Below are 21606 nucleotides of genomic sequence, written 5' to 3' on the forward strand. Positions count from 1 at the left end.
GCATTTGAGTTGTGTGGTCAGCGGTTCAGGAGTTTGCCCAAGCCATCCAGCAAGCGCTGCAGCGCGCCCTGGTTGGCCTGCATCACCTTGAGTCCCGCCTGCGCCATCTTGCGGGCATCCTGCGGCAGTTCGAACAACTGGCGCACGGCTTCGGCCAGGCCTTCGGCGTCATCCACCTCTCGCAACGCCCCGGCTTCGCGCATCATTGCGGTGATTTCGAGGAAGTTGAACACATGTGGCCCCATGATCACCGGCTTGGCCAATGCCGCCGGCTCCAGCGGGTTGTGTCCACCGGTCGCGACCAGGCTACCGCCAACAAACGCACTGTCGGCCAGGGCATAGAGGAACAACAACTCACCCATGGTATCGCCAAGCAATACCGAGGTTTGCGCGGTCACCGGCGCGCCGCTGGAACGGCGCACCGTGACGAAGCCTTGCTGCTCACACAGCTCGAACATCGGTCCGAAGCGCTCCTGATGGCGCGGCACCAGGATCAGCAGCGCATTCGGATAGCTGTCGAGCAACTGGCGATGGGCAGCCAGCACCACTTCATCTTCGCCTTCATGGGTGCTGGCCGCGATCCACACCGGCCGCTCGCTGGCGCCCCATTGCTCGCGCAGCGCAGCAGCACGCAGCGGCAGCTGGGGGTCGATGGTCAGGTCGAACTTGATCGAGCCGGTGACTTCGACGGTGTCCGGCCGCGCGCCGAGGCTCAGGAAACGCTGGGCCTCGGTCTCGGTCTGGACCGCAAACAAGCTCATTTGCGACAGCATCGGCGCCGTCAGCTTGGCGAACTTTGCATAGCCCTTGGCCGAACGTGCCGACAACCGCGCATTGGCCAACGCCACCGGGATCCCGCGCTGGGCGCAGGCATGAATATGATTGGGCCACAGCTCGGTTTCCATGATCACCGCCAGCTTCGGCTGCACCCGGTCAAGGAAACGCTTGGCCGCGCACGGCAAGTCATAGGGCAGGTAGCAGTGCTGCACACGCCGCTCATTGGCGAACAGCGCCTGGATACGCTCGGAACCGGTCGGCGTCATGCAGGTGACGGTGATCGGCAGGGTCGGATAACGCGCCAGCAGCCCGCGCACCATCGGCGCGGCGGCAATACTTTCGCCCACCGACACGGCATGCACCCAGATTCCGCCCGGCTGCAGCACCGGCAAGCCATAGGAAAACCGCTCGCCGATGCGCTTGGCATAGGCAGGCGCCTTGCGCGCACGCAGCCACAGACGTAAAGCCACCAATGGCAGCGCCAGGTAAAACAGACAGCTGTAGAGAGTTCTATTCATGGCGGCGGAGTTTATCGGCTTTTTCAGTCGATCGCCTGCAAGCGCTCGGCAAAACGTTCGGCAAGGAAGCGCGCAGCGGGCCCCAGGTGCTCATCGCGACGCCATACCAGCTCCACCACCAGCGCCGGCGGCGTCCATTCGCTGTGCAGTTCCACCATCTGCTGCTGGTAGGTCGGGTATTGCACGATATGTCGGGGCAGCCAGGCCCAGCCCAGGCCACTCATCAGCCACTCGGCCAATACGTAGAAGCTGTCGGCGCGCCACACCAGCGGGCTGGCGGCTTCGCTGCCGGGGTAGACGCTGGTCTGGGTCGACATCAGCAACTGGCGAAACTGCGCCAGGCGCTGGCATGTCACGTAGTTTTCCGCAGCCAGCGGGTGGTTCACGCCGCACACGGTGACCATTTCCACACTGCCGACCACGCGCCGCTCCAGCGCCTCGGGGATCTGGTCGTGATAGAACAACAGGCCCAGGTCGGCCTTGCGCTCTACCAACTTGCGCGCCACATCGCCCTGGGCGGCGCTGGACAGTTGCACCTCCAGCAGCGGGTACTGCCCCGCCAGCGCCTCGAGGCTATCGAGTATCGGCTGAAACAACATGGCTTCGTCCTGGGCCAGGCGCAGGCAGGCTTCTTCCCCGCGGGTCAACGACAGCGCACGGCCGTTGAGCCGCTCACACTGGCGCAAGACTTCACGCGCTTCCTCCAGCAACACACTGCCCGCCTCGGTCAGGCGTGGCTGACGGCCACTGCTACGCTCAAACAGGCTCAGGCCCAGGTCCGCCTCCAGCAAGGCAATCGCATTGCTCACCGCCGATTGCGCCTTGCGCTGGTCGCGCGCCACGGCCGAAAACGAGCGCTGTTCGGCGACACTGACAAACAGGCGCATCTGCTCCAGATTCCACTGCACGCTCATGGCTCAACCCATCTTTTTTTCGGATAGGTAATGACTTTACCCCATCTGCCAGGCGTCTAGAATGCCAGCACTGTAGAAGCCGGACTCCTACACATCAGAACTCATCTCCGAGGAATACCCCATGAATGCCGCCTACCTCTACCTGGCTATTGCCATCTGCTCGGAAGTGATCGCGACCGTCTCCATGAAAGCCGTCAAGGGTTGGAGCACCCCCCTGCCGCTGGCACTGGTGATCGTCGGCTACGGCATCGCATTCTGGATGCTGACTTTGGTGGTGCGCACCGTGCCGGTGGGCGTGGCGTATGCGGTGTGGGCAGGCATGGGCATCGTGATGGTCAGTGTCGCGGCGCTGTTTATCTACGGGCAGAAGCTCGACGTTCCGGCCATGCTGGGGATGGGCCTGATTGTGCTGGGCGTGGTGGTGATTCAGCTGTTCTCGAAAACCGCCGGGCACTGACACCCATCATCGCTGCATTTCGATCCCTGTATACTGCGCCTCTTGTCTTGAACACTGAGGTCGCCCATGCCATCCGTTATTTCCACCGACGTGCTGATTGTCGGCGCCGGAGTTGCCGGCCTCTGGCTGAATGCGCGCCTGCGCCGCCAGGGGTTTTCCACGGTGCTGGTGGAAAGCGCCACCTTGGGTGGCGGACAAAGCGTGAAGTCCCAGGGAATCATCCACGGCGGGGCTAAATACGCCCTGCACGGCGCCCTCACCGGCGCATCCGAAGCGATTGCCGATATGCCGCGCCGCTGGCGCGAGGCCTTGGCCGGCAGCGGTGAGCTGGACCTGTCCGGCGTGCGCCTGCTGTCCGAAGCGCATTATCTGTGGTCCCCCGGCACGATCGCCGGCAACCTCACCAGCTTCTTCGCCAGCAAGGCCGTGCGCGGCCGTGTCGACCAGGTCAAGGGTGATGAGCTGCCGCCAGCCCTGCAGGACCGCCGCTTCAAGGGCAAGGTCTATCGCCTGGCCGAGTTGGTCATCGACGTACCGAGCCTGATCGAACGCCTGGCGCAACTGGCCGGTGACGGCTTGCTCGCCGGGCAACACATCGAGCCATTGCTGGAAGGCGACACCCTGGTGGGCCTGAAGGTCGATGGCCGCGAGATCCGCGCCCAGCGCATCGTGCTGAGCGCAGGCAAAGGCACTGCCGACCTGCTGGCCGCCCTCGGCCTGAGCCAGCCGGCCATGCAAACACGTCCACTGCACATGATCATCGCCAAAGGCCCCGGCTTGAAGCCGCTGTATGCCCACTGCCTAGGCGGCGGCACCAAGCCGCGCATCACCGTCACCACTCACCCCGCTGCCGACGGCAACTGGGTGTGGTACATGGGCGGCGATATTGCCGAAGCCGATGGAGTGGCGCGCACACCTGAAGAGCAGATCGCCACTGCGCAAAAAGAACTCGCGCAATTGCTGCCATGGATCGACATGCACCAGACCCGCTGGGCGACCCTGCGTGTCGACCGTGCCGAGCCGCTGCAATCAGGCCTCACACGCCCCGACAATGCCTTCGTCGCCGAACAGGGCCGCCTGCTGGTGGGGTGGCCGACCAAGCTGGCGCTGGCGCCGGACTTCGCCGATCGGGTGATCAACAGCCTCGAACGCGACGGCATCCACCCAAGCGCCTCCGAACCCCTGCCTGAGCTGCCTAAACCCGCCATCGGCGTACCCGCCTGGGAGCAACTGTTGCCATGAGCCTGCCGACCCTGCACGACCTGCATCGCCCTCTGGGCAGCACCGGCCTGTTGGTTTCGCCACTGGGCCTGGGCACCGTCAAGCTCGGCCGCGATCAAGGGGTGAAGTACCCCAGCGGGTTCACGATTCCCGATGATGACGCAGCGCGGATGCTGCTGCGCCAGGCCCGCCAGCTGGGCATCAACCTCATCGATACCGCGCCGGCCTACGGACGCAGCGAAGAACGCCTGGGTCCGCTGCTGCGCGGCCAGCGCAAGGACTGGGTGATCGTCAGCAAGGTCGGTGAAGAGTTTGCCGAGGGCGTGTCCCATCACGACTTCAGCGCCGCCCATACCCGGATGTCGATCGAGCGCAGCTTGAAAAGACTTGAAACGGATTTTATCGACCTGGTGCTGGTGCATTCCGACGGCAATGACCTGCATATCCTCAATGACTGCGAGGTCTACCAGACCCTGGCGGCGTTGAAAAAAGAAGGCAAGATCCGCGGTTTCGGGTTCTCCGGCAAAACCGTCGAAGGCGGCGTAAAGGCTCTGGAGCAAGGTGACTGCGCGATGGTCACCTACAATCTGAACGAACAGGCCGAGAAAGCCGTCATTGATTATGCGGCGGCCCATGGCAAAGGCATCCTGGTGAAAAAAGCCCTGGCCAGCGGCCACGTGTGCCTGGAACCTGGAGTGGATCCAATTCGGGCGAGTTTCACGTTGTTGTTTGCGCAAACGGGCGTCGCCAGTGCTATTGTCGGGACCATCAATCCGCTGCACCTGGCCCATAACGTGGCGACCGCTGCCCAAGTCATTCGTCAACTCTGATGCCGCCGACGCGGCCGACCCCGTCGCAAGAAGGAGCCGACATGCCGCGAACGCTCATAAGAAAAAACCCCAGCAACTTCAAAACACTGCCGCTGCACGTCGAAGCCACACCCGAAGGCCTGAGCTACCAGAGCGTGGGCATGCCGCTCAACTTTGCCCAGACCCTGCAACGCCGCAAGCCGGCAGACGTTCCGGACGCAGAGCGTTTCGCCCTTGAGCTGGCCAACCTCGGCGTGTCGGTGCGCCTGACCCTGCACTGGCAAAACAAGGATTACTGGGTGCTGGTGCGCCAGCGCCGCCAGGACCGGGGCGACGTCGTGCTCAAGCTGATCTCCGGCTATGTCCCCGCCCATGAACTGAACCTGCCGCTGCACACCGCCATCCAGGAAATTGCCGAAGAGTGCCTGCTGGAAACACCCGAAGGCTGGCTCAGCGGGCGCTTCAACGACACCTGGCTGCCGGCGCCCTACTCTGCCGCGCTGCATTATCGCGAGGCGCTGCCGTTTCGCTTGAGCCCCCTGTCCGGCGCCGCGCGCCCGGTGCGGTGTGCGACAACCCAACTGATCGAGCGGCCACGGGCCTATGTGCACTTGCCGACCGCGTCGCTGCAGTTGATTTACGACTTGCGCCTGGAAGTGCCCAAAGAAGCCAAGTCCCTGAGCCTGTTCCATGTGGATGAGCGCCTCGAAGGCGACCAACTGGTGGCACGCCTGGACCGCCAGCGCCCGGATTTGTACCTGATGCCTTTAAAGGACGGCCAGCCGCTCGCCGAGCTCTACACCGTCAAGAAAGATCAGCTGTACCCCGCCAGCACCCGTGGTTTGTACCTGGCCGAAAGCTTCGCCCAGCAGGAAGGCTGGCTGGTGCGCGAGGAACGGATTCGCTGGAAGGATTGGCTCAGGCAGCAGGGCCTGGCGGAGCCGGAGAAGGAGTCGAAATTGAAGCGCCTGGCACGGCGCGTGCTGCGCAAGATCGTGCCAAAGAAAAAAGCCAAGGGCTAACGCAAACCCAATGTAGGCGCCGGCTTGCCTGCGATGGCATCACCTCGGGTCATATGATGTACCCAGGCGCCCGCATCGCCGGCTTGCCTGCGCCCACATTGAGTGCATTCAGCCGTGGAGCAAGCGCTCCAACCCAACCTTCAACGGGGTCGGCTCGGGCAGTTTGAAACTGGCCAGCAAGCGCTGGTTATTTGCCCGCGAATGCCGAATGTCGCCTGATCGCGCCGGCCCGTAAGTCACGACAGGCAGCTTGCCCACCGCTTCTTCCAGCGCCTGCAGCACTTGCTTGAGGGTGGTGGTGCGATTCCAGCCCACGTTGATCGCACCCAAGGGCGCGCCCGGGGCTTCGATGGCCTGCACCAGCACGTCCACCAGGTCTTCCACGTACATGAAATCGCGGGTTTGCTCGCCATCGCCGAACACGGCTATCGGCAAGCCCTGCTGGACACGCTCGCTGAAGATACTGATGACGCCGGAGTACGGCGACGATGGGTCCTGGCGCGGCCCGAAGATATTGAAGAAGCGGAAAATCACCGGCTCCAGGCCATGCTGGCGACGGTAGAAATCAAAGTAATGCTCGCCGGCCAACTTGTCGGACGCATAGGGCGTCAACGGCGCCTTGGTGGTCTCTTCGTCGATCGAAGCACCCTCGCCGTTGTTGCCATACACCGCCGCGCTGGAAGCGAAGACCACACGCTTCACGCCCGCCTGGCGCATCGCTTCGCAGACATTCAGGCTGCCGACAAAATTGCTCTGGTGCGTGCTGACCGGGTCATCCACCGAAGCCTGCACCGACGCTACCGCGGCCAGGTGCACCACCGCCGTGGTGCCGATGGCGGCACGCGCCACCAGCGCAGCATCGGCGACGTCGCCTTCCAGCAGCTCGACGCGCGGGTTGTCCAGCGGCAGGTTGCTGCGCTTGCCGGTGGACAGGTCATCCAGCACCCGCACTGCATAGCCTTTGGCAAGCAGCGCATCGACCAGATGCGAGCCAATGAAACCGGCGCCGCCGGTGATCAGGACCCGCTTATCAGCGTTACTCATTGTTGCGGATCTTCTCGACAATGGCCGTGGTCGAGCTGTTCTCAACCAAGCCAAGCACTTTGACCTTGCCGCCGTAGGCACTGACGATATCGGCGCCCACAACCTGGTCGACGGAGTAATCGCCGCCCTTGACCAGCACGTCCGGCTTGACCTGGGCCAGCAGGTTTTCCGGGGTGCCTTCAGGGAAGCTGATCACCCAGTCCACCGCGCCCAGGCCGGCCAATACCGCCATGCGTCGGTCGACACTGTTGATCGGACGGCCCGGGCCCTTGAGGCGGCTGACCGACGCGTCATCGTTGACCGCGACAATCAGGCGATCACCCTGGGCGCGAGCCTGCTCCAGGTAGGTCACATGGCCAGCGTGGAGGATGTCGAAGCAACCGTTGGTGAACACAATGCTTTCGTTGTGGGCACGTGCATCGTCAATTGCCAGCAGCAATTGCTCGATGGTCAGCACGCCACGTTCGGAACCTTCGGAACGCTGGATCGCGCGGCGCAGCTCGGGCGCGCTGATGGCAGCCGTACCCAGCTTGCCGACCACGATGCCCGCCGCCAGGTTGGCAAGTGCCACCGCGTGGGGCAGCTCTTCGCCGGCGGCGATGGAGGCGGCCAGGGTGGAAATCACGGTGTCACCGGCGCCGGTGACGTCGAACACTTCACGGGCCCGCGCCGGCAGGTGCATCGCCGGGTGGCCAGGACGCAGCAAGGTCATGCCGTGCTCGCCACGGGTCACCAGCAAGGCGCCGAGGTCGAGATCAGCCATCAGCGCCGCGCCCTTGGTCACGAGGTCGTGCTCATCGACGCAACCGCCGACGATGGCTTCGAACTCGCTGAGGTTCGGCGTGATCAGGCTGGCTCCGCGATAAATCGAGAAGTCCTTGCCCTTGGGATCAGCCAGTACCGGGATATTGCGCGCCTTGGCGGCCTGGATCAGCATCTGGTGGTTCTTCAACGCACCTTTGCCGTAGTCGGACAACACCAGCACCTTGATGCCTTCGAGCAACTCGTCGACCTGGCCACTCAAGGCCAGGGCGTCGGTGGCGAAGGGTTCTTCGAAATCGATACGCAGCAATTGCTGGTGCCGGCTCATGACCCGCAGCTTGACGATGGTCGGCTGGTGGGCAATGCGCTGGAACTGCGCGCGCACGCCGGCACCGCGCAGGCTGTTGGCCAGGCTGTCGGCGGCTTCGTCGTCGCCGGTCACACCCACCAGGGAGGCCGGGGCGCCGAGCGCGGCAATGTTAAGGGCAACGTTGGCAGCGCCACCCGGGCGGTCTTCGATTTGCTCGACCTTGACTACCGGTACCGGCGCCTCAGGGGAAATCCGTGAGGTACCGCCATGCCAGTAACGGTCGAGCATGACATCGCCGACCACCAAGACAGGGGCTTGATCGAATCGCGGCATGGACAACTTCATGGAGCAACCCACATACAAAATGAACAGGGGCGCGATATTAGCACAGGGTGAGCGCCGCCTAGTTCGAGAGCTTTATCGGCAATGCATCATGCGCGAAAACTGATCATTTTTTGAACAAGGCCGCGAGAACCTGCTCCACGGCGTCAGCCAACTCGACCTCATCGGTATTGATTTCGCAGTCGGCGGCACGCGGCGCTTCATAAGGGCTGTCCAGGCCGGTGAACGCCTTGATCCGCCCTTCCAGCGCCGCGCGGTAGAGGCCTTTGGGATCGCGCCGCGCGCACACAGCGAATGGCGTGCTGATATACACCTCAAAAAACTGCCCCTGCCCGAACAGTGCCTTGGCAGCGGCCCGGTCGGCGCTGAACGGCGATATCGCCGAGACGATCACGATCAACCCCGCGTCCACCATCAACCGCGCCACTTCACCGATGCGCCGGATGTTTTCCTTGCGGGCCGCATCACTCATGCCCAGGTCGTTGCACAGGCCAGTGCGCAAATTATCGCCATCGAGCACAAAGGTGTGTCGTCCCTGCTCGTTGAGTTGGACCTCCAAAGCATTCGCCAGGGTCGACTTGCCCGAGCCGGACAACCCGGTCAGCCATACGCAACAAGGCTGCTGGTGCTTGAGCGCCGCCCGTGCGGCCACCGACAGCGACAAGGCAAAGGGGCGGATCGATGCAGAACCATGGGACAGCGACTGGCTATTCATAACCCAGGACCTCGTAATCACGTTGATAGGCGCGCCGGACCAGGCGGCGCGTGCGCAAGGAACAGAACTCCCTGACCGGCTCGCTGCGCCGCCCGAGTGAAACATTCAGATGGGGCAGCGAGGTCGCCACGCCGAGGTGTTCGCACAGGTGCTGGAAGTCTTGCTCCAGTGACTCCTGGCGCCCGAGAAAGTCCATCGCCATTTGCCCCATGTGATCGACCAGGAAGTCGGTCTGGGGCGCGAAATGCAGTTGGCGACGCAGGTTGTCCGGGTGCAGCCAGCCGGCAATGAAATGGTCGAAGTCGCGGTAGCTGGACACCAGCGCCTGGGCCTGCAGATCACGCGCGCCCATGTGATTGCTGCGCAAATAGGTATAGGCCGAGTAGGCGCGCTCCAACGGGTCACGCACGAAGGCGAACTTGAAACTGCGCTCGCAGTGCTCGGGAAATTGCTGCTGGTACCAGTAATACGGCAAATGCCCCGGCCAGCGCCCATCCAGCAGCGCCGAACAGACGCTGCTGCCGGCGCATTTGGGCACGTGGATAAACACGCAGTTGTGTCGCTCGAAGGCAGGGGGAAGGACGGTCACCGCCGACAGGGATTTGTTCACTGCCTGGCGATCCACCACCGACAAACGCCCCAGCAGAAACGCCCGCTGGGGCTTGGGAAGCAGTTTCCACAACAGACGTTGCAACATTCCATTACCCACGCAAGAAGGTTAGCCCTCTCGTTCGTCATTCGAATCGAGAAGGCCAACATAACAAACGATAGGCAGCGAATTATTTGGCTTTGGTCAAGCGTGTATGGGGCTTGATACAAAAAACGGGGCGCATTGCGCGCCCCGGTGTGTCAGGTGATGTTCGCCGTCGCCGGCTCGTCCAGGCCCATGGCGTGCAGGCGCGAGTAATAGCCGCCCATGGCCAGCAGTTCGACATGCGTACCACGCTCGACAATTTCACCGTGGTCCATCACCAGAATCAGGTCGGCTTTCTCGATGGTGGACAAGCGGTGCGCGATGACCAGGGTGGTGCGGCCTTTCATGACCTTGTCCAGCGCCGCCTGGATATGGCGCTCCGACTCGGTATCCAGCGCCGATGTCGCTTCATCCAGAATCAGCAACGGGGCGTTTTTCAGCAGGGCCCGAGCGATTGCCAGGCGTTGACGCTGGCCACCGGAAAGCAACACGCCGTTTTCCCCGACTTCGGTGTCCAGGCCTTTCGGCAACTCGGAGATGAAGTCCATGGCGTAGGCATCCGCCGCTGCTTTTTCAATGTCTTCGCGCGGCGCATCCGCCAGGTCGCCGTAGGCAATGTTATTGGCCACGGTGTCGTTGAACAGCGTGACGTGCTGGGTCACCTGGGCAACATGTCGGCGCAGGTTGCGCAGGCGGTAATCTTCGATCTCCACCTCGTCCAGCAGGATCTCGCCGGTCTCGTGATGGTAGAAGCGCGGGATCAGGCTCGCCAGGGTCGACTTGCCACTGCCCGAGCGCCCGACCAGTGCAATCATCTGCCCCGGCGCGGCACTGAAGCTGATGTTCTTCAGCACTTCGCGATCGGTACCGGGGTACGTAAAGCTCAGGTTGCGCACGTCCAGGCGACCGCTGACGCGGTCACGCTCCACGGTGCCGCTGTCGACTTCAGGCACTTCATCCAGTTGCTCGAAGATGCTCTCGGCACCTGCCACGCCTTTCTGGATCGTCGAGCTGACTTCCGACAGCTGGCGGATCGGCTTGGGCAGCAGGCCCGCGGCGGTAATGTAGGCCACCAGGTCACCTGCCGTGGCGTCACCGCGCAGCAACAGGACCAGGAACATCAGCGCAGCCATGGCGGTGTAGATCACCAATTGCAGCATCGGCGTATAGACCGCGCCGGTCTTGTTCATGCGCAGTTGCTTGTCGGTGTTGCCCTGGCTGGCGGCGGCAAAGCGGCGCTCCTCGTAGCTTTCGCCACCGAAGCTGCGCACCACGCGGTAGCCCTGGATGGTTTCGGAGGCCACGTGCGTCACGTCGCCCATCGCCACCTGGATCTTCTTGCTCTGCTTGCGGAATTTCTTGCTGGTGCTGCCGACCATGACGGCAATCAGCGGCAGGATCGCCAGCATCACCAGGGTCAGCTTCCAGTTCATCCACAGCAGGTAACCGAACAGGAACACCACCGTCAGGCCTTCGCGGATCACGACTTTGATCGCATCCGTGGCAGCCCCGGTGACCATGGTCACGTTGAAGGTGATGCGCGAAATCAGGTGCCCGGAGTTGTGCGTGTCGAAATAACGGTTGGGCAGCACCAGCAGCTTGTTGAACAGCTGGACGCGCAAGTCATGCACCAGCCCCAGGGAAACCTTGGCCAGGTAGTAGTTGCCCAGGAACGAGCCGAGGCCCTGCCACGCCGCGATCAGAATGATCAGCAGCGGCACGGCCATCAGCAGCTTCAAGTCCTTGAACAACGGGATCTTGGGCAGGAACACCACGTCGGGGTTGCTCAGGCCATCCACGAAGTACTTGAGGATCCCGGCGAGCATGGGCTGGGTGGACGCAAAGATCACGAAGCCCACGATACTCAGCAGGAACATGCCCAGGTACGGTTTCACATAGCCCAGCAGCCTGAAATAAATTTTCAGGCTGGATTCCTGGTCCGCTTTGGGCGGTGCGTCACTCATGTGTCGAGCTCACTGATTGGGTAGGACGCGAACTTTATCACAAGCGTCGGGTTTGGCCCGAGCCCAGACCAATACACTGGCCAGCGCAATCGGCAGCCACGAGATGAACCACTCGGCGCGGGGCGTGCCCGTCAGGCTCGCAGCATCGAACTGCATGGCCAGGAACGAAAACACCCACATGCCGATGATGCCCTTGCCGTAGAGCGTGTCGCGGGCCTTCCAGGCTTGCCACAACACGCCGAACCACAGCCCGCACCAGAGCAGCAGGCCCGGCAGGCCCAGTTCGATGGTGACATGCGTGAACAGGTTGTGGGCGTGATCGAAATAGAGATTATCGGCAAAGACCTTGTAGTCCCCACCCAGGCCCAGGCCGGTCCACGGATGCTCGCCGATCATGTGCAAAGAGGCCATGAAGATCTGCGGCCGATAGGAAACACCACGGGCCAGCATCAGCGACTCCATGGCGAAGAACACCGCGACCGCCGCCACGACCGCAGCGATAGCAATCACGGTGCTCCGTCGGTCCCGGCACCAGGCCGGCATGGCGACCACGGTCAGCAACAGCGCCAATGCCGCGCCACGGCTCTGGCTCAACACCACGAAGAGCCCCAGCAATCCGATGGACAGCACCCACGCCACTTGCATCCAGCGGCCACGCGGCAGCCAATGCAGCAACCAGATCGCCGCCAGGCCGATCACGTAGGCACCCAGGATCGGGTGAGCCAATTGCCCCAGCCCTTCGAGGCGGGCAGACCAGGCGTTATGCTCGACCCCATAAAACTTGATGATCGCCACCAGCGACGACACCGCCAGCCCGAAACCGCCCCACTGCATCACGCGAATGATGTGATCGCTCTGACCCCAGGCCAGCACCGGGAAAAACAGCAGGAACACGCCGATATACAGCAGGCGCTTGGCCTCGCGCGAAGGGTCCTCGGCATTGGTCCACGTCAGGCTGATCGCGCCCCAGATGGCCAGCGCCGCGATCATCAGGCACATCCAGCGCTGCTCGCGCCAGACCTCCTTGAGACGCTCACGCGCCGACCAGGCGAACACCATGGCCGGCAACCAGAGAAACAGCGTCAATCCTTGTTGGTAAATCTTGTTGGTTGGCGCAAAGGCAATCGCCAGCAGAAACCAAAGCAACCCGAAAATCATCCATACCTGCGCCCAACGACTTGCTTGCATCACCCGCTCCTGAATACGTTCAACCTGCCAACCCGGCATGGTTAAAACCCAAAACTTTCGGCATTATTACCGATCACTGTGCCCGCGACTCCCCACAAGGCTTTCCAACGATGCAATGTTCAAGGCTTGCCCAAGCCGATTTAAACACGATGATTGAAGGCGCCAGAGTCCTGGAGAAGGACAGCTACGGGCCCAAAGTCTACCTGCTGTCTGACGGAAATATCCTTAAACTGTTTCGTCGTAAACGCTTGTTTTCATCTGCACTGTTTCGTCCGTACTCCAAGCGTTTCATCGACAACGTGGCGCAATTGCAGCAGCGCGGCATCCCGACCTTGACTGTGCTGGCGTACTTCCAACTGGCCGCGCCCGGCATGACCGCCGTGCTGTATCGCCCGTTGCCAGGGGAAACACTGCGGCAGATTTCCAATAAAGAAGGTTTTGACTGGCAATCGAATCTCGATCCGCTGGTGGCACTGATCCGCCGCCTGCACGCTGCCGGCATTTACTTCCGCTCCCTGCACCTGGGCAATATCGTGGTGACGCCGGAGAATGAAATGGGGCTTATCGACGTGGCCGACATGCGCTTCTTGCGCGCCCCGCTGAACCCGGAACTCGCACGACGCAACTTGCAGCACTTCGCGCGCTATATTGCACGCGAGAAGCTGAACGATTGCTTTCCAATGCATGCACTGGAGCAAGCGCTGCTAGCGGCATGAGAACAGCCGCCGGGAGGTTTCACTGAAGTCTTTCCAGGCTTGCTCCGGCGCCAACGCCTGCGACTGAGCCTCGACCACCGCCGTGGCAGAGGCCGCGAATGCCCGCGCCATCAGGCCGGCCCAGGCCTCTGCATCTTCCGAAGGTGCATACCAGCCGGCATCCGCCACCTGCTCGCGGAACACCGCCAGCTCGCTGGTCAACACCGGCACGCCGGCCATCACCGCCTCTTGCAGGATCAACCCGAGGCCTTCCTGGGTGGAGGGAATAGCCACCCAGTCGAACGCACGGTAAAGCGTCGCCGCGTCAGGCAGATGTCCTGGCAGTGACACTTTGCCCTGCAAGCCAAGCTGCTCGATACGGGCTTCGAGGGCAGGCCGGGCCGGGCCCTCGCCGAGAATCACCAGGCGCCCGCCAGGCAGCGTGGCCGACACGTTGGCAAATGCCTCCAGCAAACAGCCAAAGCCTTTGCCGTCCACCAGCCGGCCTACCGCACCCAGCACCGGCGCGTCTTCCAACGGCAGGCCCAGGCGCGACCGCGCCTCTTCCCGGGAAAGCGCGGCAGCGCGGAAAGCAACCGGGTCAAAAGCACTGCGCAACACCGCCACCGGCCGCTGCAGATAGCGCTCAAGTGAGTCCGCCAGGGTTTGCGACACCGCCGCCAGCGTCAATTGCGTGGCCGGGAATTGCTCGAACAGTTGCTGGTCAGCCCGTCGCAGGCGCGTGGCGCCATGAAACACCACGACTGCACGCACCTGCGGCAGACGCTTGAGCACAGGCAATATCACCCGGGCCACGCCAATCCCATCCAGCAGCACCACCTCTACCCCGTCGGGCAGGGCCTTCTCAAAGCGCGCGCGCATCCAGGGCATCATGAGCTTCCACACATGCCGCCCCTTGAGCCGGGCGGAGGAAAGCTTCCACTCGCGGGCCGGTTCACCGCCGTCCGCACTGCCTTGAAGCAGCCAGGTGTCAATCGGTGCACGGCTGAGCGCGTGCGACAAAATCTGTTGATGAACCTTCTGCACTGAGGCAAATGCAGAGCCACCGGCCCACATGATGTTGAGGATACTCATCGAAAAAAAAGACCTTATGCGGCGTTGTGGTGGCTTGTTGCACTTAACTATTGATCAACCAACCGATACCGACACCCAGTATCAGCATGAGAGCCAGCTTGATCCGCTCTCGCCGCTTGCGCTTCGCCTTGGTCGAGCGCTCTCCCGCCGTTGCCACGTGCAAACCGAAACCGGTGTGCAGGACCGCATCGCCCTCGAGGGTAACCGCCGGCAGATTCAATTCTGCATAACGCCTGGAAAGCCCCTTCTCGCCTTCGAACCCTGCAAAGGGTGCGCACAACTGGTACTCATTGAGTCGCCGCAGGCCCGGGTTCAGCGAAAATCCTTGCCACTCGGGCTTATCGGACACCAGGGGATAACACGGCACCCCGCCAATCACTTCGCGCGACCCCAGGTGGATATAGGGGCTGTGCACCTGCAAGTCGTAAACATAGTTGCGCAACCAGACTTGAAGAATGTCCGGGCGCTGCTCCAGTACTACCTTGGAATCCTCGACAAACCCGGGTCGATAAAACGCCCAATCATCTTCGCAATGGAATATGTAGGGGGTCTTGACCGACGCGTAGGCCAGGTCGATGGATGCCAACTGCCCAAGCTTCGGACGATTGATCAAGAATGTGCAACGACTGCGCCAATGTTCAGGAATTGCCTGGCGTACGGCTTCATCACCGGAGTCTTCGGTGATGAAGACTTCACGTATTGCCGCCGTATTGAACAGATCGAAGCTCTCCAGCGTGCGCCTCAACAAATCGAAGCGACCGCAACTGGTCACTACAAGCGTTATGTCGCTTTGATCGGAGAATTGCATTCAAGCCTCGATAGTATCATATAGCCATCATTTATGGCTATTTGGCCACTCTCAAACGCCCAGTGTCAGACGCAACCTCTCCAGTAAGCTCAGCGGCGCACGTGGCCGCAGGGGTGGCTGGAGCACTTCGACAATGCGCTGGCCAATCCGGGCGAAACTGAACTGACTGACAGCCAGGTCCTGCCCGTTGCGCGCAATGTCTGCCGCCAGCTGCGGGTCGGCCCGCAAGACGGCGAGTTTTTCCTGCAACTGCGGGATGTCCTTGTAGAACACCACATTGACCATGTCCTTGAAACCAAGCGCCTGGTTTTCCTCGGCGCCCTGATCAAATGCAAGCAGTACACAACCGCAGGCCATGGCCTCGAAATTCTTGATCATGTACTCGCCCATGCCGACGTCGGCACTGACGAAAAAACGAATGCGGTTGAGGGTCGCGCAGTATTCCTCACCAGATTTGGTGCGCGTCACCACCAAAGGTTCAACCCGCGCCAGTTCATCCAGCAATGCCTTGCGGCCGCTGTAGGCCACACTGTTGGTACTGCCGACAAACGCCAGCTCGATGTCGCGTTCGCGCCCTTGCGCCTGCAACAGCGCCTGATCATAGCCCTTTGGCACGAACACGGCGTCAAAGCCTTCCGCGCGCAGGCGCTCAGTGACCATATGCCCGGAACTGATCACCCGCGCCCACGGCAGGCGGCGGTAGTGGGCGCTGAACTTGCCGGTATATTTGCAGGGAATGTAGTTCTGGTAGGCGTCGTGCTCAAGGATCACCAGGTTGGGGATCGTGCGGATAAACCCGGCCTGGCGGATTTCCTGCTTGAAGCGCAGGAAGAACACGATGCGATCGTAACGGGTCACATCGACTTCGCGGCGGAAATAACCACGCAGGTTGCGCTGCTCATCGCTGCTCAGCCAACGGATATCACACTCGCAGTGCTCGGCCACGCCCTCGTAAAGACGGTCGAGGATAGCGCGCTGCTCTTTCTGCACCAGAAACAAAACTTTCATGACTTTCCCTTTCACAAACGCCAGAACAACTCATGCCGTCGTACGGCCTTGCGGAAAAATTCGTTCTCACCATACGGCGACCGCGCACGGCCCGCCAACACACGTTGCAACCAGCGTCGCACCCGGCGCTTGAACGGCGGCGCGGGCTGCAGGTCATGCATCATGCCCAGTGCCATGGCCTTGTCGCGCTGCTGCGCCAGCGACAGCGACAGGCTGCACGGCCACAACTGCAGCGCGTCATCGAACAGCGGCGGCAGTGCAATCCCGGCACCCGCGTCACCCATGGGCCAGCGGTCGTTATCGTGCAGGTGATTGGCGTAGCCCAGCACGGTGGTCGGCTGCCACTCCAGGCCTTGCAGGACCTCGAGCACCGCTTGCTGCGCGCAGATGTGATCCGGGTGCGGGTCGAGGACAGGGTGAGGCAGCACGATCACTTGCGGACGTGCGGTCAGCAGCAACTGGCGCAGATCAGCCAGCAAATTATTCCAGGTCGGCAAGCCGTCGTGGTCCGCCGGCAGCGGGAACGCGTTGAACTGGCGAAACAGGCGGATATCGTCCAGTTCGGCCTCGCGCGAAGCGACAGGCTGATCGGGCGTGGCGCGCATCGCCGGCAATTGCAGGCAGAAATAGCCCAACTGCACGCAATGCGCCTCTGGCACACCGGCCCAACGCGGCACGGCGATGCTGTCCCAGGCGCGCAAACGCCCCTTGATCCGTGCAGCTTCAGCCGGGTCCAGGCCCATCTGCTGATAGTGCTCGGCTTCGATTTCACCCGCTGTGAGGGTCACGATCCATGGGTTCTCGGCCTGGCTGTACAGCCCGAAGGCGGCCAGCTCGGCATCGTCGGCATGCGGCGCGATGACCATCACGCGTTGCGCCGAGTAGTCCGGCGTAGCCCAGGCCCACAGGCGGGGGGCGCCCTGCAGCGTGCAAAAGCGCCCGCGCAGGCGCAGCTCACCGGCCATCAGGGCCGGGGCCAAACCACTCAGATTCAGATAACGCAGGCCATTCACACCGCGTTCGAAGGTTTGCCGGTCGACGCTGTCAGCGCCGTAAATCTCAATCGCCGGGTCGAGAAAACGCCCCAGCCAGCCGCTCTTGAGCTTGATGGCCAACACCAGCGTCGCATCAGCTTCCAGCGGCCCATCCACCCGCAGCCGGCCACCTTCGAAACTAACTCCCGCCACCTCGGCATCCGCCGAAAAACGGTACTGGTAATCTTCGTTGGGCGCATAGAACAAATGGTCGGCAAACCAGGCTTCATGAGCCGCCCAGGCCAGCACGCCCAGTACCAGCGGCAGCCACCAGGCGACGCCGACGCCGATCGCCACCAGCAGCATCAGGCCGATCAGCACGCCGATGCGTTTGTTGCGCCGATGGCGCTTGAGCAATTGCTGTTTGCGGCTCATACGGTCAGCACCGGCACGGGGTTGCACCAACGATCCTTGTATTCCCGGTCGGCCCGCCCGAACGAAAACCGCAGCGGCTTGCCGGCTTCACGGGCGTGCTCCCAGGCACTCTGGGTGTTGAGGAAACTGAGCACACTGCCCGGGCTGAAAGCGCGGGTTTGCGGATCGACACCGCCGTTGACGTACTCCACGCTGATCCACTCGGGCGACTCGACCCGGTACACCAGCTGGACCGCAATTGGCGCGTCGTTGAGGAAAATCACCGAGCCGATCAGCCATTCGCGCAGCAGCTCGATCACCTCGGCCATGCGCTCGGCACCCGTGGCGGCAAAGCCCCAGCGCCGCAGAAACAAATCGCAGTAGATCGCGGCCAGTTCCTGGCTGGAAAACTCGCTCACCGGCCGCACGACACCACCGGCCTCTTCCAGCAGGCGCAGCTCGCGGCGCTGGTTGTAGCGAAATTTCTTCGACAGTTCCTCGGGCGTGCGGGCCATGGCCAATTGCTCGGCCTGTGGCTTGAGCCCACTAAAGCGGCCTTCGTTCAGCGCCGACAGGTAGCGCGCGCGGTGGCGCAAGGGGGCCTGGGTGTCAGGCGCGGCAGGCAGGATCAGCTCGGCGTTGCCGAGGTCGAACAGGCCCTTTTTGCCGCGCTGCTTGAGCACGTCCTTGGACAAGGCCAGGTCGCGCCCCCACGTGGCGATGCACGCCTGCATTTTGCCGCCCTGCTCCCAGGCCAAATAGCGCACCGGGATGTCAGCCAGGCCGGCCAGGCGTTCGATCACCTGCGGATGAGTGGCGACACTGCCGCCAAAACGCTGCCAGGCGTCGCTGTAGACGGGCGCGTCGACGACGGACCAGCCCCGCTCGCGCCAGCCTTGGAATCGATTGAGCATCAGGCCCCCGCGGTCAGTTCAATAACGTGCGGCAGTTGCCAGAAGGTAGCGCGTACCGCCTGATCCGAAAAACGCTCGCGCAGACGCTCCAGCATCATCTCGGCGCACTGCCGTTGCTGGTGTTGATCCATCGCCGCCAGGTGCCGCAGCCCCTGCGCGAGGTGTTCGGCATCGCCGAAGGGAAACAGGATCCCGACCCCCTCGACCACTTCCTTCGCCCCGCCACAGGCCGTGGCCAGCAACGGTACGCCGGCCGCCATGGCCTCCAGCAGTACCATCCCGAAGGGTTCATGATCGGAACTCAGCGCAAACACATCGAATGCGCGGAAATACCGGCGCGCATCCGGCACCTGGCCGAGGAACAGCACCTTGTCGGCAATCCCCAGTTCCCGGGCGAGTTCCTTGAGGTCTTGCTCCAGGCGCCCGCTGCCGAGGATCGCCAGGCGGCTTTCGCCGGGCAAGTGCGCCAGTGCCAGGGCAAAGCCCTTGAGCAGCGTGGCCTGGTCCTTGTCCGGGTGCAGGCGACCGACATTGCCGATCACCCATTCGTCCGGCGACAACCCCAGCGCATCACGGGCCTCATGCACCGGCACCTGAATAGCCTGCAAGGCGTCGACATCGATACGGTTGTACAAAGTCTGGATACGTGCGGCAGGCCAGGCTGGCAGGCAGCGGCGCATGTCGTCACGCACGGCATCGGACACCCCGAGCAGGCTCAGGCGCTTGCGGAAAAACCCGGCAAACAGCTTGCGGCTGCGACGCTGGTAGTCACCAAAGGCGTGATGCACGCCAATCACCGGCAGCCGCGTCGCCAGCAAGGCCACGTAGATCGGCTTGAAACGGTGGGCAATACAGAAACTGAAACTGCGCGAGGCGGCAATCTTGCGCAACTGCGCAATGGCCGCCAGCTTCAGGCCGCGCACGGCCTTGGAGCTGAACTCCATGAACAACACTTCATCGCTGGCACACCCGGCGGCCACCTCGGGATCGGCGACCCCGGTGAGGAACACCGTGGTCACCTTGTAGCCAGAGCCTGCGAACAGACTGGCGTACTGCCGGGCGCAGTCCAGGAACGGCCCGTCATAGCCGTGGCAGAACTGCAGGACGTGGCGTTCAGCCGAGCGCGTCATAAGGGTCCACGCCGTCTTTGACGACCAGGATGTCTTCCATGATCAGGTACTGCAGGTCCGAGCCGAAGAACATGTTCAACGCGTCGGTCGGCGAGCAGATCATCGCTTCGCCACGACGGTTGAGCGAGGTGTTCAGCGATACGCCGTTACCGGTCAATACTTCCAGCTCTTTCATCATGTCGTAGTAGCGCGGGTTGTACTCGCGCTTGAGCACCTGGGCGCGGGAGGTGCCATCTTCATGGACCACTTCCGGCACGCGGGTCTTCCACTCTTCCGCCACTTCAAAGGTGAAGGTCATGAACGGCGCAGGGTGATCGACCTTGATCATCTGCGGAGCCACGGTGTCGAGCATCGACGGGCAGAAAGGCCTCCAGCGCTCGCGGAACTTGATCTGGTGGTTGATGCGGTCCGCCACGCCGGTGGCGCTTGGGCAGCCGATGATCGAACGACCACCGAGGGCACGCGGGCCAAACTCCATGCGGCCCTGGAACCAGGCCACCGGGTTGCCGTCGACCATGATCTTGGCGATGCGCTGCGGCATGTTCTCGATCTTGCGCCAGTTCGGCTTGCTCTCGTGCCTGGCGCACGCAGCGATCACGTCTTCGTTGCTGTAGGACGGGCCGAGGTAGACGTGTTCCATCTTCTCCACCGGTACACCACGGGCGTGGGACACGTAGGCCGCCGCACCGACGGCAGTGCCGGCATCGCCCGACGCCGGCTGCACGAACAGCTCCTTGACGTCGTCACGGGCAATGATCTTCTGGTTCAGCTTGACGTTCAGCGCACAGCCGCCGGCGAAAGCCAGCTTGCCGGTGTCTTTGAGGATGTCGCCCAGGTAGTGGTCGATCATCTGCAGGGCCAGCTTCTCGAAGAGTGCCTGCATGCTGGCGGCGTAGTGGATGTACGGCTCGTCGGCGATGTCGCCTTCGCGCTTGGGACCCAGCCACTCGATCAGTTTCGGCGAGAAGTAGAAGCCCTTGCCCTTCTCTTTATAGCGGCGCAGGCCGATGACGTTGGCGTAGTCGGTGTTGATCACCAGCTCGCCGTTCTCGAAGGAGGCCAGGCGCGAGAAATCGTACTTGCTGGCGTCGCCATATGGCGCCATGCCCATGACCTTGAACTCGCCGTCGAGCATCTCGAAACCAAGGAACTCGGTGATCGCGCCGTACAGGCCGCCGAGAGAGTCCGGATCGTAGAATTCCTTGATCTTGTGGATCTTGCCGTTTTCGCCGTAGCCGAAGAAGGTGGTGGCGTACTCGCCCTTGCCATCGATCCCGAGGATCGCGGTCTTCTCCTGGAAGCCCGAGCAGTGGTAGGCGCTGGAAGCGTGGGCCAGGTGGTGTTCAACCGGTTCGATCTTGATTTTCTTCGGATCGAAGCCCAGTTGCTCCAGGCACCAGACGATCTTGTTGCGATAGCGCTTGTAGCGACGGTTGCCCATCAGGATCGCGTCGAGCGCGCGATCCGGGGCATACCAGTAACGCTTGGCGTAGTGCCAGCGCGCCTCGCCGAACAGGCTGATCGGGGCGAACGGGATCGCCACCACATCAACGTCGGAAGGCTTGATGCCGGCCTGTTCCAGGCAGAACTTCGCCGATTCGTAGGGCATGCGGTTCTTTGCATGTTTGTCGCGTACGAAGCGCTCTTCTTCGGCGGCCGCGATCAGCTTGCCGTCGATATACAAGGCTGCGGAAGGATCATGGCTAAGGGCGCCGGACAGGCCAAGAATCGTCAATGCCACAGGGGTCTAGCCTCTTTTAGTCTGCATGCAGGCGGGTTGCGCCTGAAAAAAGTGTGCTTCCCACCTGGGCAGGAAACAGCTAAAGGGCGG

Annotated in this window: 20 protein-coding genes; 5 read left to right on the forward strand and 15 right to left on the reverse strand. The window is 62.4% G+C overall.

Annotation, left to right across the window (positions count from 1 at the left end):
- Positions 1 to 17: 17 nt before the first annotated feature.
- The gene (gene waaA, locus QMX97_RS07840; RefSeq protein ID WP_282396665.1) at positions 18 to 1295 is read right to left on the reverse strand and encodes a lipid IV(A) 3-deoxy-D-manno-octulosonic acid transferase; all 1278 of its coding nucleotides are present in this window, start codon (positions 1293 to 1295) and stop codon (positions 18 to 20) included.
- Between the two features lie 23 nt (positions 1296 to 1318).
- Entirely contained in the window at positions 1319 to 2209 is an 891-nt protein-coding gene (locus QMX97_RS07845; RefSeq protein ID WP_065900076.1) for a LysR family transcriptional regulator, read from the reverse strand.
- 121 nt (positions 2210 to 2330) lie between these two features.
- Between QMX97_RS07845 and QMX97_RS07850 the strand changes: the two genes are divergently transcribed.
- From QMX97_RS07850 to QMX97_RS07865, 4 genes are all read left to right on the forward strand, one after another.
- Positions 2331 to 2666 (forward strand): multidrug efflux SMR transporter, encoded by a 336-nt coding sequence (locus QMX97_RS07850; RefSeq protein WP_065900074.1) that lies wholly within the window; start codon positions 2331 to 2333, stop codon positions 2664 to 2666.
- A 66-nt stretch (positions 2667 to 2732) separates the two neighbouring features.
- Positions 2733 to 3908, forward strand: coding sequence for an FAD-dependent oxidoreductase (locus tag QMX97_RS07855; protein ID WP_065900072.1), 1176 nt, complete (start codon positions 2733 to 2735; stop codon positions 3906 to 3908).
- Positions 3905 to 4717 (forward strand): aldo/keto reductase, encoded by an 813-nt coding sequence (locus QMX97_RS07860; protein WP_065900070.1) that lies wholly within the window; start codon positions 3905 to 3907, stop codon positions 4715 to 4717. Before QMX97_RS07855 ends, QMX97_RS07860 begins: the two co-directional genes overlap by 4 nt.
- 41 nt (positions 4718 to 4758) lie before the next feature.
- Positions 4759 to 5718: a metal ABC transporter ATPase gene (locus tag QMX97_RS07865; RefSeq protein ID WP_282396666.1), complete on the forward strand. Its 960-nt coding sequence runs from the start codon at positions 4759 to 4761 to the stop codon at positions 5716 to 5718.
- A 108-nt stretch (positions 5719 to 5826) separates the two neighbouring features.
- On the opposite strand, the gene QMX97_RS07870 is transcribed toward QMX97_RS07865, so the two are convergent.
- The 6 genes from QMX97_RS07870 to QMX97_RS07895 all read right to left on the reverse strand — a co-directional run bounded on the left by QMX97_RS07870 (position 5827) and on the right by QMX97_RS07895 (position 12737).
- Positions 5827 to 6762, reverse strand: coding sequence for an NAD-dependent epimerase/dehydratase family protein (locus QMX97_RS07870; protein ID WP_201143418.1), 936 nt, complete (start codon positions 6760 to 6762; stop codon positions 5827 to 5829).
- Complete coding sequence (gene hldE, locus QMX97_RS07875) at positions 6755 to 8179, reverse strand: bifunctional D-glycero-beta-D-manno-heptose-7-phosphate kinase/D-glycero-beta-D-manno-heptose 1-phosphate adenylyltransferase HldE (RefSeq protein WP_065900067.1); 1425 nt, start codon at positions 8177 to 8179, stop codon at positions 6755 to 6757. The genes QMX97_RS07870 and hldE overlap by 8 nt, the downstream gene beginning before the upstream one ends.
- Before the next feature lie 103 nt (positions 8180 to 8282).
- The gene (cysC, locus tag QMX97_RS07880) at positions 8283 to 8891 is read right to left on the reverse strand and encodes an adenylyl-sulfate kinase (protein ID WP_282396667.1); all 609 of its coding nucleotides are present in this window, start codon (positions 8889 to 8891) and stop codon (positions 8283 to 8285) included.
- Entirely contained in the window at positions 8884 to 9588 is a 705-nt protein-coding gene (locus QMX97_RS07885) for a sulfotransferase family 2 domain-containing protein (RefSeq protein ID WP_065900063.1), read from the reverse strand. The genes cysC and QMX97_RS07885 overlap by 8 nt, the downstream gene beginning before the upstream one ends.
- Positions 9589 to 9740: 152 nt before the next feature.
- A complete protein-coding gene (gene msbA / locus QMX97_RS07890) occupies positions 9741 to 11549 on the reverse strand; it encodes a lipid A export permease/ATP-binding protein MsbA (RefSeq protein ID WP_065900061.1) in 1809 nt (602 codons plus the stop codon).
- A 9-nt stretch (positions 11550 to 11558) separates the two neighbouring features.
- The gene (locus QMX97_RS07895) at positions 11559 to 12737 is read right to left on the reverse strand and encodes an O-antigen ligase family protein (protein ID WP_282396668.1); all 1179 of its coding nucleotides are present in this window, start codon (positions 12735 to 12737) and stop codon (positions 11559 to 11561) included.
- A gap of 149 nt (positions 12738 to 12886) precedes the next feature.
- Between QMX97_RS07895 and QMX97_RS07900 the strand changes: the two genes are divergently transcribed.
- Positions 12887 to 13453, forward strand: a complete 567-nt coding sequence (locus tag QMX97_RS07900; protein ID WP_177343918.1) for a toluene tolerance protein — start codon at positions 12887 to 12889, stop codon at positions 13451 to 13453.
- Here the strand turns inward: QMX97_RS07900 and QMX97_RS07905 are convergent.
- Genes QMX97_RS07905 through QMX97_RS07935 form a run of 7 tightly spaced genes read right to left on the reverse strand, consistent with a single transcriptional unit; the run spans position 13442 to position 21516 of the window.
- A complete protein-coding gene (locus QMX97_RS07905) occupies positions 13442 to 14527 on the reverse strand; it encodes a glycosyltransferase (protein WP_282396669.1) in 1086 nt (361 codons plus the stop codon). The two genes, QMX97_RS07900 and QMX97_RS07905, sit on opposite strands and share 12 nt — an antisense overlap.
- A gap of 43 nt (positions 14528 to 14570) precedes the next feature.
- The gene (locus QMX97_RS07910; RefSeq protein ID WP_282396670.1) at positions 14571 to 15335 is read right to left on the reverse strand and encodes a glycosyltransferase family 2 protein; all 765 of its coding nucleotides are present in this window, start codon (positions 15333 to 15335) and stop codon (positions 14571 to 14573) included.
- A gap of 51 nt (positions 15336 to 15386) precedes the next feature.
- Complete coding sequence (locus QMX97_RS07915) at positions 15387 to 16343, reverse strand: glycosyltransferase (protein WP_201143414.1); 957 nt, start codon at positions 16341 to 16343, stop codon at positions 15387 to 15389.
- An 11-nt stretch (positions 16344 to 16354) separates the two neighbouring features.
- Complete coding sequence (locus QMX97_RS07920; RefSeq protein WP_282396671.1) at positions 16355 to 17752, reverse strand: PIG-L family deacetylase; 1398 nt, start codon at positions 17750 to 17752, stop codon at positions 16355 to 16357.
- Positions 17749 to 18645 carry an antimicrobial resistance protein Mig-14 gene (locus tag QMX97_RS07925; RefSeq protein ID WP_282396672.1) on the reverse strand — a complete coding sequence of 299 codons (897 nt, stop codon included), beginning with the start codon at positions 18643 to 18645 and terminating at the stop codon, positions 17749 to 17751. Before QMX97_RS07925 ends, QMX97_RS07920 begins: the two co-directional genes overlap by 4 nt.
- Entirely contained in the window at positions 18645 to 19775 is a 1131-nt protein-coding gene (locus QMX97_RS07930; RefSeq protein ID WP_065900047.1) for a glycosyltransferase, read from the reverse strand. Before QMX97_RS07930 ends, QMX97_RS07925 begins: the two co-directional genes overlap by 1 nt.
- Positions 19759 to 21516, reverse strand: coding sequence for a carbamoyltransferase (locus tag QMX97_RS07935; protein ID WP_065900046.1), 1758 nt, complete (start codon positions 21514 to 21516; stop codon positions 19759 to 19761). Before QMX97_RS07935 ends, QMX97_RS07930 begins: the two co-directional genes overlap by 17 nt.
- Positions 21517 to 21606 lie beyond the last annotated feature (90 nt).

It is taken from the genome of Pseudomonas sp. PS01298 (assembly GCF_029959745.1).
Lineage (GTDB): Bacteria > Pseudomonadota > Gammaproteobacteria > Pseudomonadales > Pseudomonadaceae > Aquipseudomonas > Aquipseudomonas aylmerensis.